The 14,154-nt window shown below is 66.4% G+C and carries 11 protein-coding genes; 4 read left to right on the plus strand and 7 right to left on the minus strand.

From position 1 onward, the window contains the following. The first annotated feature begins 6 nt into the window (after positions 1 to 6). Positions 7 to 1,380 (plus strand): NtaA/DmoA family FMN-dependent monooxygenase, encoded by a 1,374-nt coding sequence (locus tag BACI349Y_RS01805; protein WP_159629925.1) that lies wholly within the window; start codon positions 7 to 9, stop codon positions 1,378 to 1,380. 398 nt (positions 1,381 to 1,778) lie between these two features. Here the strand turns inward: BACI349Y_RS01805 and dctA are convergent, their stop codons facing one another. Next, a complete protein-coding gene (gene dctA / locus BACI349Y_RS01810; RefSeq protein ID WP_159629927.1) occupies positions 1,779 to 3,089 on the minus strand; it encodes a C4-dicarboxylate transporter DctA in 1,311 nt (436 codons plus the stop codon). Positions 3,090 to 3,145: 56 nt separating this feature from the next. Continuing rightward, complete coding sequence (locus tag BACI349Y_RS01815) at positions 3,146 to 4,288, minus strand: PrpF domain-containing protein (RefSeq protein WP_159629929.1); 1,143 nt, start codon at positions 4,286 to 4,288, stop codon at positions 3,146 to 3,148. A gap of 128 nt (positions 4,289 to 4,416) precedes the next feature. Here BACI349Y_RS01815 and BACI349Y_RS01820 point away from each other — a divergent pair, with 128 nt between their 5' ends. Next, positions 4,417 to 5,322, plus strand: coding sequence for a LysR family transcriptional regulator (locus tag BACI349Y_RS01820; protein WP_159629931.1), 906 nt, complete (start codon positions 4,417 to 4,419; stop codon positions 5,320 to 5,322). Positions 5,323 to 5,363: 41 nt separating this feature from the next. On the opposite strand, the gene BACI349Y_RS01825 is transcribed toward BACI349Y_RS01820, so the two are convergent. The 5 genes from BACI349Y_RS01825 to BACI349Y_RS01845 all read right to left on the minus strand — a co-directional run bounded on the left by BACI349Y_RS01825 (position 5,364) and on the right by BACI349Y_RS01845 (position 11,566). Next, positions 5,364 to 6,326, minus strand: a complete 963-nt coding sequence (locus BACI349Y_RS01825; protein WP_159629933.1) for a serine hydrolase domain-containing protein — start codon at positions 6,324 to 6,326, stop codon at positions 5,364 to 5,366. Positions 6,327 to 6,405: 79 nt separating this feature from the next. Then, positions 6,406 to 7,524 carry an ABC transporter substrate-binding protein gene (locus tag BACI349Y_RS01830; protein WP_159629935.1) on the minus strand — a complete coding sequence of 373 codons (1,119 nt, stop codon included), beginning with the start codon at positions 7,522 to 7,524 and terminating at the stop codon, positions 6,406 to 6,408. 32 nt (positions 7,525 to 7,556) lie between these two features. Continuing rightward, positions 7,557 to 9,341, minus strand: coding sequence for an ABC transporter permease (locus BACI349Y_RS01835; RefSeq protein WP_159629937.1), 1,785 nt, complete (start codon positions 9,339 to 9,341; stop codon positions 7,557 to 7,559). Then, entirely contained in the window at positions 9,338 to 10,435 is a 1,098-nt protein-coding gene (locus BACI349Y_RS01840; protein WP_109045441.1) for an ABC transporter ATP-binding protein, read from the minus strand. The genes BACI349Y_RS01835 and BACI349Y_RS01840 overlap by 4 nt, the downstream gene beginning before the upstream one ends. A 39-nt stretch (positions 10,436 to 10,474) precedes the next feature. Beyond that, positions 10,475 to 11,566 (minus strand): PrpF domain-containing protein, encoded by a 1,092-nt coding sequence (locus tag BACI349Y_RS01845; RefSeq protein WP_159629939.1) that lies wholly within the window; start codon positions 11,564 to 11,566, stop codon positions 10,475 to 10,477. A gap of 319 nt (positions 11,567 to 11,885) precedes the next feature. On the opposite strand from BACI349Y_RS01845, the gene BACI349Y_RS01850 reads away from it, so the two are divergent. Beyond that, a complete protein-coding gene (locus BACI349Y_RS01850) occupies positions 11,886 to 12,554 on the plus strand; it encodes a GntR family transcriptional regulator (protein WP_236560687.1) in 669 nt (222 codons plus the stop codon). A gap of 120 nt (positions 12,555 to 12,674) precedes the next feature. After that, complete coding sequence (gene tcuA, locus BACI349Y_RS01855; RefSeq protein WP_159629941.1) at positions 12,675 to 14,138, plus strand: FAD-dependent tricarballylate dehydrogenase TcuA; 1,464 nt, start codon at positions 12,675 to 12,677, stop codon at positions 14,136 to 14,138. The last annotated feature ends 16 nt before the right edge of the window (positions 14,139 to 14,154 follow it).

Here is a 14,154-nt window from a genome sequence, read left to right on the forward strand (position 1 = left end):
AAAATCATGACACAGCACACCCGTGCTAAATCCGAGGTGTTCGCTCCGAGCGGCCAGATCCAGTTCGGCGTCTTCTTCCAGGGCGTCAACTCCGGCACCATCTGGAAGGCCCCCGAATCAGGCTCGCAGACGGACTTCGAATCCTTCCGCCGCATCGCCCAGACCGCCGAGCGCGGACTCTTCGCCGCGTTCTTCCTTGGCGAAGGCCTTCGCCTGCGGGAACACCTGGGACGCCCGCACGCGCTGGACGTGGTGGGCCGCCCGGACGCGCAGACCATGCTGGCCGCCCTGGCGTCCGTCACGAAGAACATCGGCCTGGTGGCTACCCAGAACACCACGTACAACGATCCTGCGGACCTGGCCCACAGGCTGACATCGCTGGACCTGATTTCCGGCGGCCGCGCGGCGTGGAACATCGTGACCACGGACAACGCTTGGACCGGGGCGAATTTCCGCCGCGGCGGCTACCTGGACCACGCGGACCGGTACAAGCATGCAGAGGCGTTCGTGGAGGCGGCCAAGCGGATCTGGGATTCGTGGGAAACGCCGGACGGCCCCGCCCGCCGGGTGCTCCACGAGGGCCGGCACTACACGGTCGACGTGACGCCGCGGCTGCCGCGCAGCGCGCAGTACCGGCCGGTGCTGTTCCAGGCCGGGGACTCGCCCGAAGGCCGGAACTTCGCCGCCCGGCAGGCGGACGTGATTTTCTCCGCCCACCCCAAGTTCGATGACGCCGTGGAGTTCCGCAAGGACCTGGTGGAGCGGTCCCTGGCCGCCGGGCGCGGGGCGAATGCCGTCCAGATCATGCCGGCCAGTGAGTTCATCCTGGCGCCGACCGCTGCCGAGGCGGCGGAAAAGAAGGAGTGGGTGCGGAGCCTGCAGATCGGCCCGCAGCAGGCCATCGCCTACCTGGAGCAGTTCTGGGGCCGCGAACTCTCGGCCTACGATCCCGACGGGCCGCTGCCCGAGATCGATCCGGCGGTGGAAGAAACGTCCGAGACCCGCGGCAGCGGTTTCCACGGTGCCAAGGCCCGGCAGCTTGCGGACCAGTGGCGGGCCGAGGCCAAGGACAAGGGGCTGTCCATCCGGCAGTTCGTCACGTCGAAGACCGCGCGGATCGATTCCACCTTCACCGGCTCCTACACCGCGGTGGCGGACCAGCTGGCCGAGTACGCGCGGGTGGGTGCGGTGGACGGGTTCAACATTTCGCCGTGGCTGGTCCCCAGCGGGCTGGATGACATCGTGAACCACCTGGTGCCGGAGCTCCAGGAACGCGGTGTATACCCCACGGAGTACCGGGGCACCACGCTCCGCGGGCACCTGGGGCTGGAGACGCCGGTGCGTTCCGCTGACGGGGCTGTTGCGGCGGTCCGCGCCTGATGCGCCGGGCTGGTTTTGCCGGGAATGCTGGTTTTGATGGGAGGGACGACGACGGCGGCACGGCGGGTGCCGCCGTCGACCCTTCCGCGGGGGCTGGTGCTGTTGTGGCTGGCTCGTCCGGGACCGTCAACCTGCAGCTGACGGTGTGGGAGCAGTGGGTGTAGGGCCCGTTGCCTCGCAGCCCCGGCCCGACGGCTCGGCCCTAGTCGGTTTCCGGGCTTTGGCAGTAGAAGCACGTGCCGGCGTCGCAGTCTTCCGCTGTTTCCTGTTCCGTTTGGCGCTCACTCATTCCGGGTCCTTTCCGTGGGGATTGTGAAGTAGTACCCCTTGCAAGGGTTTGCCCGGGACCCCTGCTGGGATCCCGGGCAAACACGGGGGGGTGCTGGCCTGCAGGCCGGTTAGTGGGCCAGGGCCGGTTCGGCCAGCTGGATCTTTTCCGCCTCGGTGGGCACGAAGCCCGCCTGGAGCTCGGAGCGGAGCTTGCCCATGTCCAGCTCACCCTGCCACTTGGCGATTGCCACGCAGGAGACGATGTTGCAGACCGTGCTGGTCAGGGCGCGGGCCTCGCTCATGAAGCGGTCGATGCCAACGATGAGGGCCACGCCGGCCACCGGCAAGGTGGGCATGACCGTCAGGGTCGCCACGAGGGCCACGAAACCACTGCCGGTGACGCCCGCCGCGCCCTTGGAGGTCAGCAGCATCATGCCGAGCATCAGCAGGATCTGTCCCCAGCTGAGGTGGATGTCGCAGGCCTGGGCGATGAACATGGAGGCCAGGGTCAGGTAGATGGCCGTGCCGGTCAGGTTGAAGGAGTAGCCGGTGGGGACCACGAGGCCCACGACGCTGCGGTCGCAGCCGATCCGCTCGAGCTTGGACAGCAGGCGCGGCAGGACCGGTTCGCTGGAGGACGTGGCCAGGACGATCAGGAATTCGTCCTTGAAGTAGCGCAGGATCTGCCACAGGCTGAAGCCGGTCACCTTGGCCAGGACGCCCAGGCCAACCACCACGAACACGATGCAGGCGGCGTAGAAGGCAAGGATCAGCATGCCGAGGTTGCCGATGGAGTGGGCGCCGTACTTGCCCACGGTGAAGGCCATGGCCCCGAAGGCTCCGAGGGGGGCTACCTTCATGATGTAGCCGAACATGATGAAGAGCAGCTTGTTGAAGCTGTTGACCACGTCCAGTGCCAGCTTGCCCGGTGCGCCGAGCTTGCTGAAGGCGAAGCCGCACAGCAGGGCAATGACCAGCACGGGCAGGACTTCACCGTCGGCGAAGGCACCAACGAAGGTGGTGGGGATGATGCTCAGGATGAAGTCCACGGGGTTGCTGCTGGGCAGCTGCGTGGTGTACTTCTGCGCCACCGAGGAGTCCAGGTGCGTGGGGTCGATGTGCATGCCGGCACCGGGCTGGAACAGCGTCACAGCGGCCAGGCCCAGGGCCAGGGCGAGTGCGGTCAGTGCGTAGAAGAGGCCCAGTGAACGGATCAGGGTGGGGCCCACCTTCTTGGTGTCCCGCAGGGAGGTGATGCCTCCCACAATGGTGCAGAAGACGATCGGGGCGATCATGAACTTCACGAGTTTCACGAAGCCGTCGCCGATGGGCTTCAGGGACGAACCGAGGTCCGGCCACAGTGCGCCGACAACGACGCCGAGGGCGACTCCGATGAGTACCTGGACATACAGGTGTCCGAGGATGGATTTGATCTTCATTGAACAACTTCCTGCTTGGTGCGGCCCCTTAATAATGGGGCAAAGAGGTGGGGGGTTTAGGCGGACAGCTCGGCGGCGGGGGCCACGTCGATGTCTGCGGTGGCGATGTGGCGGGCTGCCCGGTGGAGGGCCACTTCGCTGACGGCGCCGGTGTCATCGGTGATGATTTCGGCGGTGATCACGCCCGCGGGCGTCCCGACCCGCAGCAAGCGCGGGGTTCCGGCGCCGGTGGAGGGCGATTGGCCTGCTGCGGTGGCGACGACCGATGACTGCAGCGAGGATTCCAGGGCAACTGCCACGGCCGAGGTCAGGCCGATGGCCGGGTGGGGTGCGAGCATGGACAGCATCCGCACCCGCACGTCGTGGCTGCCGGCAGTAATGGTCGTTCCGTCCGCGGCGATGTAGTCGCCGGCAGGCGCTACAACCCCGACTTTCGGTACAGCGTTCTGCGGCGGATCCTCAGGCTTCCGGAGCCCCATGATGAGGCCGGCCGATGCCCGTGCCGCGATGAGGTCCGGCAGTTGGGCGGTCAGGTTGTCCGTCATTGAGGAAAGGTCGACGCCGGCCTGGTCGGCTGCGAGGAGCACGGCAGGGGCGCCGGCGTCCACCATCGTTGCGGCCACGGTCCGGCCGTTGACCTGGAGCTGGTCCACCGTGTTGCCGGTCGGCAGAAGTGCGCCGGTGTTTTGGCCCCAGGGGCCGTGGAACGAGAGGCTGACGGGAACACCGGCGGCGCTGCTGCCCGGAACCCGGGCCAGGCCGGACTTGGGAATGTGGCCACCGGGAGTGGGAACCGCTCCGCTGAGCACCGCGCCGGAGGTGACGTGGCGCATGCGGACCTTGGTCATGCCGTCCCGGGCAGGAACGATGCCCGTCTGGACTGCGAACAGGGCAATGGCGGTGGCGCAGTTGCCGCAGTTGGAACCGAGCTCCACGGTGGGGTCACCGATTCCCACCTGGGCGAAAAGGTAGTCGAGGTCTGCCTCGGCGCCCGGGGTTGCCCAGATGACTGCAGCCTTGGATGTGGTGGACGTTCCACCGCCGACGCCGTCCAGCTGCCGCGCATCCGCTGCGCCGAAGGCGGCTGACAGCAGTGCGGGGATTTCCTCGCGGGTGGGGGCGTGGAGGGCCACGTCCCTGGCATCGAAGAGCCAGCACTTGCTGGTGCCGCCCCGGTACCAATGTCCTTTGAGTCCCACTGTATTTCTCCCTCGTAACTTGCAGGTGCTCTACTTCACAGCACCTTGTACTTCTACGATCCGGTATGCGAGCCTTCAGCACAATCGCAAATAAATGGACGACTATCTACTTTTGCTAAACTCAGTACATGGCAATCCTCGATCTCCACCGGCTCCATGTGCTCCGCGAGGTGGGCCGTTCCGGCTCCCTGACGTCCGCTGCGGCCGCCCTTTCCTTCACCACCTCGGCGGTCTCGCAGCAGATCGCGAAACTCGAGCAGGAGATGGGCGTCGTCCTCATCGAGCGCCATCCCCGGGGCGTGGTCCTGACCGAGGCGGGGCACGCCCTGCTGCACTACGCGGACGACATCGACAGGACCGTGGAAGCTGCCCGCGCCGAAATGGGGGAGTTCGCAGGCCTTCGGCGGGGCCAGCTCCGGCTTGGAACTTTCCCCACCGGCGGGGCCTCCCTGATGCCGGACGTGGTTCTGGCGTTTCGCGCCCGCCACCCCGAGGTGGCTGTGACGGTGGTCAGCGCCCGCCGGGACGGCCTGCTGGAACGGCTGCGGCGGCGGGAAATCGAGCTCACGCTGCTGTGGGACTATCCCTGGCAGCAGATCGAGGACCCCGACCTTGCCCTGGTCAGGCTGACGAACGATCCCACCGTGCTGCTGGTACCGAGGGAGCACCCCATTGCGAAACTAGGCTCGGTCCGCATCGGCGCCTTGAGCGACCAGGAATGGGTGGTGCGCGACGAACACCCCGTGGCCGACGTCCTCAGCCGGGTATGCCGTGACGCCGGGTTCGAGCCGCGGATCGCGTTCGCCGCTAACGATTACCAGGAGACACAGGGCATGGTGGCCGCCGGCATCGGGATCGCCCTGGCACCCAGGCTGGCGCTGACGGCCCTGCGCCCCGACGTCGTGGCGGTCCCCCTCGCCGGGTCCCCGAAGCGCCGCATCCTCCTGGCCCACCTGGAAAACCGGAGGCTCAGCCCCGCGGCGCAGCAGGCAACCAAGGTGTTCCGTTCCATCGCCAAGGGCGCGGCGTCCTGACACAGGAGGGTGCCGCCGTCGTGCACTGTCCTTCCTGACGCCTACCGGGCCAGTGGGCCGGCAACCAGCGCACGGGCAAGGTCCATGAATTCGGCGTGGGTCACCGGAGCCGGGGACGCCGCCGAAGCCGCATTGCGGGTGTTCCGGGCAATGGCAAAACTGTCGCTGACGAACCGCCGGTGCACAATGACGCCGCGGATTGCCGGCAGGACCAGCAGGAACTGGCCATAGTTGCCCGCAGCCAGGAACGCCCCCTCCCACTTTGGGCCGGGTTCCCGGGGCAGCCACCACAGGTAGCCGTAGTCGCAGGTGCCAAAACCGGTGGCCGGCGCCATGTCGGCGCGCCTGACATGGGTGGCCACGCTGTCCCTGACCCACTCCCGGGGGACAATCTGCCGGCCCTCCCACTGCCCGCCGGCAGCCAGCAGCAGCCCGATCTTTGCCAGGTCCCGGGCGGAGAGGAAGAGGTGGTAGGCCGGGAAAGCGGACTTTCGGGCGTCCCCGAGCATGCGCTGGCGTGTGGAGTCGTAGTCGTCGAATCCCAGCGGACCGGCCAGATACTTCTCGAACGAGTCAAAGACCGTCAGGCCGCTGGCCTTCTCAAAGATCGCGCCGGCGGCGTTGAAATCCCAGTTGTTGTAGACGAAGTACTGACCCGGTGCTTTTGTGCCGCGGGGAGGGAAGGCATCCTCGTCACTGCCCGGGCTGGAGGGCGGATGGTAGACCCCCGACCGCGAGGTCAGGAGGTCACGGAGCCGCGCCGTCTTCTCAAGGGGCAGCAGGCCGCCCACATCATCAACACCGAGCTCATCGAGGGTGGCGTCGAGGCTCACGGTGCCGGCGTCCACCTGGATTCCGAACAGGACCGAGAGCAGGCTTTTGCGCACAGAGGCGACGTAGCTGGCGCGGGTGGTGTCGCCGAGTTCGACGACGGTCCTGCCGTCCTGGAGGACCAGCAGGGATGAGGGGTTCCGGGGCAGCGGAAGTTCCGGGGCGGCGGTCACGGGGCCTCCTGGTGGTGGGTGAAACCCAAAAGCCTGGGGACCCGGCGGATGCCGGGTCCCCAGGCGCGGGATTTCGGGGTTACTTGGTGTAGCCGAACACCTGGTTCCACTTGGCAAGATCGTCCTTGCCGAAGGTCACGGCGTCGGTGTTCTGCATGCGGTACACCTTGCCGGAATCGACGGCGGGGAGGGTCACGCCCATGATGGTGGGCGGTGCCACGTCCGTGCGGACCGGGTATTCACCGATCTGCGCGAAGACCTGCTGGCCCTGCTTGGAAAGGTTGTAGTTCATGAAGACCTTCGCGGCTTCCACGTTGGTGGCGGTGCCCGTCATGCCCAGGTAGTAGTCGTAGGAGACCAGGCCTTCCTCGGGGACGATGAACTTGACCGGAGCCTTGTCCTGGACGGCCGAGATGTTGGTGCCGCTGATGGTGACCGTTCCCACGGCCACCTCGCCGCGGGCCAGTGCGGTGGCTTCAGCACCCAGGGAATCGTAGATCTTGGGCTTCTGCGCAGCGTACTTGGCGAAGTAGTCGCCGCCCATCTTGGTTTCCATGAACCTGTTCAGCGCTGCGGTGCTGCCGCCCGAACCGCCCTGGACGATGCCCAGCTTGCCCTGCCACTTGCCGCCGACGGCATCCGCCCAGGACTTGGGGGCATCGGCTTCCTTCACCAGCTGGGTGTTGTATCCCAGGGTGTAGACGGAGTTGAACATGCGGGTGAACTGGCCGCCGTCCACGGAAACGTCCTTGAGGGCCGATGCGCCGGGGACGTCGTAGGCCTTCCAGACCTTGGCGTCCTCCATGGACTTGGCGATCCGGTAGTCGGACGTGCGGATGACGTCGGCGCTGAGCTTGCCGGCGCCCTGTTCGGAGAGAACGCGTTCGGAGAGCTTGTTCGGGGTGAGGCGGACGACGTTGACCTTGATGCCGGTGTCCTTGGTGAAGGCGTCCACCAGCGCGCTTTCGGACGAGTCGGTGTAGCCGGAGTACAGGGACAGGGTCTGGGTCTTGGCCTTCTCATAGGTGGCCTTGTCCGCGATGGACTCGCCGTTGATGACCAGCCCGTCGTCGGTCTTCACCGCCGCACTGGCCGTGACGACGCCGGCGCTCTGGGCGGCGCTTCCGCAGCCGGTCAGGCTGAGGGCCAGGAGCACTCCGGCGGCGGTGAGGGCGGGGAGTTTGGACGCTAACTTCATTGTGGGTGTCCCTTTCAAAGGTGGGTGTGAGGTCAGTTCTTGGTCTTGCGTTCGCCGCCGACTTTTTGGGCGATGACGGCGAGGATTCCGATGACGAGGCAGTACAGGACGCTGACGGCTGCAGCTGCCTGGCTCTGGCCGTTGTCGAAGTTGTCGAATACGAGGATGGACAGGATCCGGGTGTTCGAGGTGAAGAGGAAGATGGAGGCGCTGAGCTCACGCATGGAGAGCATGAGGAACAGCAGGAACGAGGACATGATGCCGACGCGCATCAGGGGCAGGGTGACGTCCAGGACGGACCGGGTCCGCCCGGCGCCGAGCATCACGGCGCTGTCCTCGAGGTCCTGGTCCATTTGGAGCATGGACGCGGAGACGCCGCGGTAGCCCTGGGGCATGAACACTGCAACGCAGGCGACGGCGAGGATCGCCAAGGTGCCGTAGATGGGCAGCGGCAGCAGCAGCCAGGTCCAGAGCAGTCCGATGCCCATGACGATGGCGGGGACGGCCAGGGGGGTCATGGCGACCAGTTCGATCAGGCGCCCCACCTTGGACTTGGTGCGGTACCGGATGTAGGAGGCGATGAAGCTGAGCGTGGTGCCGGCGAAGGCTGCGATCAGGGCCACCAGGACACTGTTCTTGAGGGCGAGCTGGAAGTCGTTGGAGCCCAGGACCTCGATCAGCTTGGCGAAGCTGAGGGAATTGGCCTCGAGCAGCTGCGACATCGAGGACACGAACGGGGTGGCCTGCATGGACGCGGCGAGCAGGGCGAGCATGGGCAGGACGACGGACACCGCGAAGTAGGCCAGGGCGATGATGGTGAAGGGCCAGCGCATCTTGCGCAGCGGTACCTGGCGGGGACGGTTGCCCTTTCCGGTCATGGTGGTGAATTTGCGCTTGTTGATGATGCGCTGCTGGATCAGGGTCACGGCCATCAGCGCAACGGTCAGGATGACAGCGACGCTGGCGGCCTGGTTGCTCTTGGCCGGAGTGGCGCTCATCAGGCGGTAGATGTAGGTGGGCAGTGTGTCCACGCCGGCGGGGTTGCCGATGACCTGGGCAACGGGGAAGTTTTCCATCGTCAGCGCGAAGACCAGGACGGCGGAGCCCAGGATGGCCGGCAGGGCCAGGGGCAGGGTGACGGTCCGCAGCATGGTGCGCAGCGGAGCCCCGTGGACGGTGGCAGCCTCTTCGAGGTCGGCGTTCATCATCGACAGCGAGCTGTGCAGCAGCAGGAAGGCGTACGGGGCGTAGAAGATTCCCAGCACGAACACCAGGCCCGGCAGGCTGTAGATGTTGATGGCGGCATCAATGCCCAGGTCGCGGAGGAAGATGTTGATGTAGCCGGCGCTCGGCGAGCACAGCAGCGACCACGCCAGGGCGCCCACCAGGGCCGGGATGAACATCGGCGCCATGCCGATGAAGAAGATGAACTTCCGCCATGGCGCATCGGAACGGGCGCACACGAAGGCCAGGAACGCGCCGATCAGCAGGGCGATGAGCGCCGAGCCGGCGCCGACCATGAGCGAATTGACCAGGGCTCCGAGTGCTTCCGGGGTGGCCAGCAGCGCCAGGTTGGACAGCGTCAGGCCGCCCAGGGAGATGCTGCCCGGCCGGGGAACACTGTCCGAGAACGCGGCGAGCAGCACCAGGGCAAGCGGAAGGACGATGAGGACGCCGAGGATGACCAGGACAATGAGGCCCGGTGTGTTTTTCCGGAGGCCCGAGAGGGTCCGGGCAGCCCGGTAGTCCCGGGGTTCGGGCTTCGGCGCCAGGCGCGCCTCGGCGCGGGTGGCCGCCTCGGTGGTCTTGAGGCTCATGCGAGGACCTCAGCCGGCAGGATCTGGACTTCGCGGGGGTTGACGGTGACCCATACGCGGTCCCCCACTTTGTGCTGTTCGCCGCGGCGCAGTCCGCCCAGTGCGTCCAGCTCGGGCCCGGATTCCAGCTGGATCGCGTACCGGATGTCGTTGCCCTGGAAGCCCGCCACGCGGACCGTTCCCGGCCACGAGTTGGGGTGTTCGGTGGGCATGGCGGTGATCTGCAGGTCCTCGGCCCGGATGCACACCTTGGGGGATGTGCCGGCGTCGCTGGCCTGCTGCGCCGACTGGATGGTGAGCTCGCTGTTGGTGATGCGTGCGGTGGTGGACCCGGTGGCGGTGCCCTCCGGGGTGCAGTCCATGATGTTGGAAACGCCCAGGAAGTGGGCGATCGAGGCGCTGGCGGGTGCCTCGTACATGTGCTGCGGGGCGCCCATCTGCACAATCCGGCCGCCCTGGAGCAGGGCGATGCGGTCTGCCAGGGCGAAGGCTTCGTGCTGGTCGTGGGTGACGTACACACAGGTGAGCCCCAGCTGGAGCTGGATTTCACGCAGTTCAACCCGGAGCCGGTCACGCAGGCGGGCGTCAAGGTTGGAGAGCGGTTCGTCGAGCATGAGCACGCTGGGCCGCATGACCAGGCTGCGCGCCAGGGCGACGCGCTGCATCTGGCCGCCGCTGAGCAGGCTGGCGCCGCGGTCGGCGTAGGGCTCCAGGCCCACCAGCGTGAGGGCCTCCATGACGCGCTCATCGATTTCGCTCTTGGAAAGCTTCTTCTGCTTGAGGGAGTAGGCAACGTTCTGGGCCACCGTCATGTGCGGCCATACCGCGTAGGACTGGAAGACCATGCCGACGTTGCGCTTGTTCGGGGGCAGGTTGATGCCTTTTTCGGAGTCGAAGACCACGACGTCGTCGATGATGATCCGCCCCGAGGTGGGTTCCTCCAGGCCGGCGATGCAGCGCATGGTGCTGGTCTTGCCGCAACCGGACTGGCCCAAGAGGACGAGGGCCTCGCCGTCTTCGATGTCGAGGTTGAGGTTTTCGATGGCAGTGAAGCTTCCGTACTTCAGCTGCAGGTTTTGAATGCTGATTTTCATGGCTGATTCCTTGGCTGGGTTTTTCCGGTAGGGGTTTCTTCAGTCACTGGGCACCAGGATGGTGCTTTCGCTGATGACGCGGGCCGAGCGTTGAAAGGAGACTTCAGCGGGATCGGCTGCATCCAATGCCAGCGCCGTCTTGCCTTTCAGTAGGTGGATAAAGAGTCCGGCCTCCGCCGCCGGAACTACGCTGCGCTGCACCACGCTGCCTGGTGTGCCTGAGGCGGCAGCGACGGCGACCGCGCTGGTGAGACCGATGGCGGGGTGCAGTGCGGTCATCGAGATCATCCGGGCCGAGACGCCGGTTGCGCCCGTGGGCGGAGGCCCCACGATGCCAACCTTCGGAATGGATGTGAGGTCCTGCGGAAGGCCCATCCTGCGGGCACCCGCTGCGCGCAGCTGCGGGGCAAGCCGGACCAGGGCCTCCAAGGCTTCCTCGCTGCCGGTTGCGTCCAGCCCCAGGTCCTGGGCCTCGAAGAGCGCAGCCGGGGCGCCGGCGTCGATCAGTGTTGCCCGGTACCGCTTCCCGTCGACCTCAACCTCGTCCGTGGCGTTGCCCGTGGGGAACTGTGCTCCGTAGCTGGACCATGAGGCTTTTTGGAAGATGACGTCGATGGGGACGCCGGGGTAGTGCTGGCCGTCGAGGCGCCGCCCGCCGTAGGCCGGCACTTGCGCCCCCGGGGTGGGGATCTCGCAGACCAGGCGCAGCCCGGTCACGGTGTTCAGGATGGGGACCCGGGTGACTTCCCCGGTGGGAGCGACCAGTCCGGCGTGGAGCGCGTACAGGCCCAGCGCTGTTGCGCAGTTGCCGCAGTTGCTGGCCCACTCGACGGCCGGCTTGTCGATGGCCACCTGCGCGAACCGGTAGTGGACCGTTCCGTCCCGGTCGGTGCCGGCCACGGTGATGGCCTTGCTGGTGGTGGAGGAGGCGCCGCCCACTCCGTCGATCTGGCGAAGGTCGGGCGAGCCGAAGGTGCGGATGAGGAGACGGTCCGTCTCCAGGGCGTCGGCCGGAAGGTCCTCGTCCCGGAATATCCAGCACTTGCTGGTGCCGCCACGGACGAGGGTGGCCGGTACCGGGGTGACCGGGAGGGTGCCGGCCTGCGGCTCTTCCCTGAATAGAAGCGTCATTGGTTCTCCTGGAATACCCCGCGCTGCCGTGTGCAGTCGCCGGGTAAATGTTCAAAGCTGGGCCAACCGGAATCCGGTATTTGGCCTGCTGTATGGCGTTGGTCACAAACGGTATACCGTTACTATGACTTAAGCAACAGTCCTGCAAATATGAATACCGACACGTCGGGTTGGGCGCCTGCCAGCGTCGGCGAGTGTGCGAAAAATCGGCATGGTGTTCACACCGCGCTGAAACGGTATGCAGTGCGTTAGAATTGCGGCTAAAGGTATGGCGCCGGCGCGCCCTGCCGCTTGCTTGCGTGAAGACCGGAGGCCGCCCGTGGCGTCGCAACCAGAGACAAGCCCCTACCTGATGATCAGGAACGCCATCATCTCGCAGGAGCTGCCTCCCCGTGCCCAGCTCGTCGAAAGCGCCCTGGCCAAGAAGTACAACGTCTCCCGGACGCCCATCAGGGAGGCGCTGCGGCGCCTCGAAACCGAGGGGCTCGTGGAGCGCTACGGTTCACGCATGCAAGTGCGGGAGTACCGCCCGGAGGAAATGCTGGACCTCTATGAGGTGCGGACCTTCCTGGAGGAGGCGGCCGCAAAAACTGCTGCCCTCCGGCATACAGACATGGACCTGATGCTGATCGACCGCGCGCACCAGGCCATGGTCACCCTTGATTTTGAAGCCGCCACCCCGGCTGAACTGGCCGCCGCCAACCGCACCTTCCATGAGCGCATCTGGGCCGCCAGCCACAGTGCAGCCCTCCTTGACCTGCTCGACAGGATCCTGGTCCACTTCATCCGCTACCCCGGCACCACGCTCTCCACCAAGGAGCGCTGGGACCGCGTGCTGAAGGAGCACGAGGAGCTGCTGGTGGCCATCCGCGCGCGGAACGCGGAGGAGGCCGGCCGCATCGCCAGCGCCCACATGGACGAGGCCAAGAACATCCGCATCCAGATGTACATCGACGCCCAGGAAATCAGCAGCCCGCGCCTGGGATAGCCGCACGCTCCGGCATTAAACCTCTCCCGCCGAACCCCTAAAGCCTGCATCAAGACGCTATTGCATGCGACGGCATACTTATGTATACAATCGTGTACAGCGATGGAGCTGAGGAGATTGATGATGATCAAGAGCGACGTTTTGGTAGTGGGCGGCGGCAACGCCGGATTCGCGGCAGCACTTGCAGCCGCCGAGCGTGGACGCAAAGTGGTCCTGCTGGAAAAGGCACGGGAAGCCGCATCGGGCGGCAACAGCTTCTACACCGCCGGTGCCACGCGCATCTCCCATGACGGGCTCCAGGAGCTGATCGAATTCGTGGAACCTGATGAGCGGCACGCCGCCAGCGAAGTCCCCGCCTACACCGCCGCCGAATACCTCGCCGATCTGTCCAAGGTCTCTGAAGGGCGCAACGACCCCGATCTGTCCGCGGTCCTGGTCAGCGAAAGCAACCCGACCCTGCGCTGGCTTCAGGGCATGGGACTCAAATACCGCCTGATGTACGAGCGCCAGGCGTACCGGACCGAGGATGGCGGGTATCTGTTCTGGGGCGGCCTGCACGTGGGCAACGTGGGTGGCGGCAAGGGGCTCATGGCCGACCACCGGGCCGCCGCGGAGCGCATGGGCGTGGAGGTCATCTATGACTGCGCAGCCACCGGCCTCATCCAGGAGGACGGCCGCGTGCGCGGCGTCCGGTACCGCACCCCATCCGGGGAAGGTGAGCTCCGGGCCGAGTCGGTCATCCTCGCCTCGGGAGGTTTTGAAGCCTCACCGGAACTGCGCCGCCAGCACCTGGGTGAGGGCTGGCAGAACGCGAAGGTGCGCGGCACGCCGGGCAACACGGGGGAGATGATCCTCGCTGCCCTCGACGCCGGGGCGGCCAGGGGAGGCGACTGGTCCACCTGCCACAGCGTGGCCTGGGACGCCTGGCATCCGGAGAACGAGAGCAACCTGGAGCTCACCAACCAGCTCACCCGCGGCGGGTACCCGCTGGGCATCGTGGTGAACAGCGAGGGCAAGCGGTTCGTGGACGAGGGCGCCGACTACCGCAACTACACCTACGCGAAGTACGGCCGGGACATCCTTGCCCAGCCGGGATCGGCTGCTTTCCAGATCTTTGACGGCTCCTCCCGCCCCATGCTGCGGGCCGAGGAGTACGACATGCCGGGCGTCTCGGTGGTCACCGCGCCGACCCTCGCCGAGCTGGCCCAGAAAGCCGGCATCAGTCCCGAGGGGCTGGAGGAAACGGTGCAGGCCTTCAATGCCTCCATCACTGAGGGTGCGCCTTTTGACCCCAACGTCAAGGACGGACGCCGCGCCGATACCCACCCGCCCAAGAGCAACTGGGCGCGCAGCATTTCCACCGGCCCGTTCTACGCTTTTCCGGTGACTTGCGGCATCACCTTCACCTTCGGTGGCCTCAAGACGGACATCTGGGGCCGCGTGCTCACCGAAGACGCGGAACCGCTCGAAGGGCTGTATGCCTGCGGGGAAGCGCTGGGCGGTCTGTTCAGTGGAAACTACCCCGGCGGCTCAGGGCTTGCGGCAGGCGCCGTCTTCGGCCGCCGCGCCGGCTCCATCGCGTAATTAACCCAGCAGCCCC

Source organism: Arthrobacter sp. 8AJ (assembly GCF_902506025.1).
Lineage (GTDB): Bacteria > Actinomycetota > Actinomycetes > Actinomycetales > Micrococcaceae > Arthrobacter.

Excerpts from the sequence above, each read along its gene's own strand:
- BACI349Y_RS01840 (WP_109045441.1), bottom strand. The coding sequence starts at position 10,435 with ATGAAAATCAGCATTCAAAACCTGCAGCTGAAGTACGGAAGCTTCACT.
- dctA (WP_159629927.1), bottom strand. The coding sequence starts at position 3,089 with ATGAAGATCAAATCCATCCTCGGACACCTGTATGTCCAGGTACTCATC.
- tcuA (WP_159629941.1), top strand. The coding sequence starts at position 12,675 with ATGATGATCAAGAGCGACGTTTTGGTAGTGGGCGGCGGCAACGCCGGA.
- BACI349Y_RS01835 (WP_159629937.1), bottom strand. The coding sequence starts at position 9,341 with ATGAGCCTCAAGACCACCGAGGCGGCCACCCGCGCCGAGGCGCGCCTG.
- BACI349Y_RS01845 (WP_159629939.1), bottom strand. The coding sequence starts at position 11,566 with ATGACGCTTCTATTCAGGGAAGAGCCGCAGGCCGGCACCCTCCCGGTC.
- BACI349Y_RS01805 (WP_159629925.1), top strand. The coding sequence starts at position 7 with ATGACACAGCACACCCGTGCTAAATCCGAGGTGTTCGCTCCGAGCGGC.
- BACI349Y_RS01820 (WP_159629931.1), top strand. The coding sequence starts at position 4,417 with ATGGCAATCCTCGATCTCCACCGGCTCCATGTGCTCCGCGAGGTGGGC.
- BACI349Y_RS01830 (WP_159629935.1), bottom strand. The coding sequence starts at position 7,524 with ATGAAGTTAGCGTCCAAACTCCCCGCCCTCACCGCCGCCGGAGTGCTC.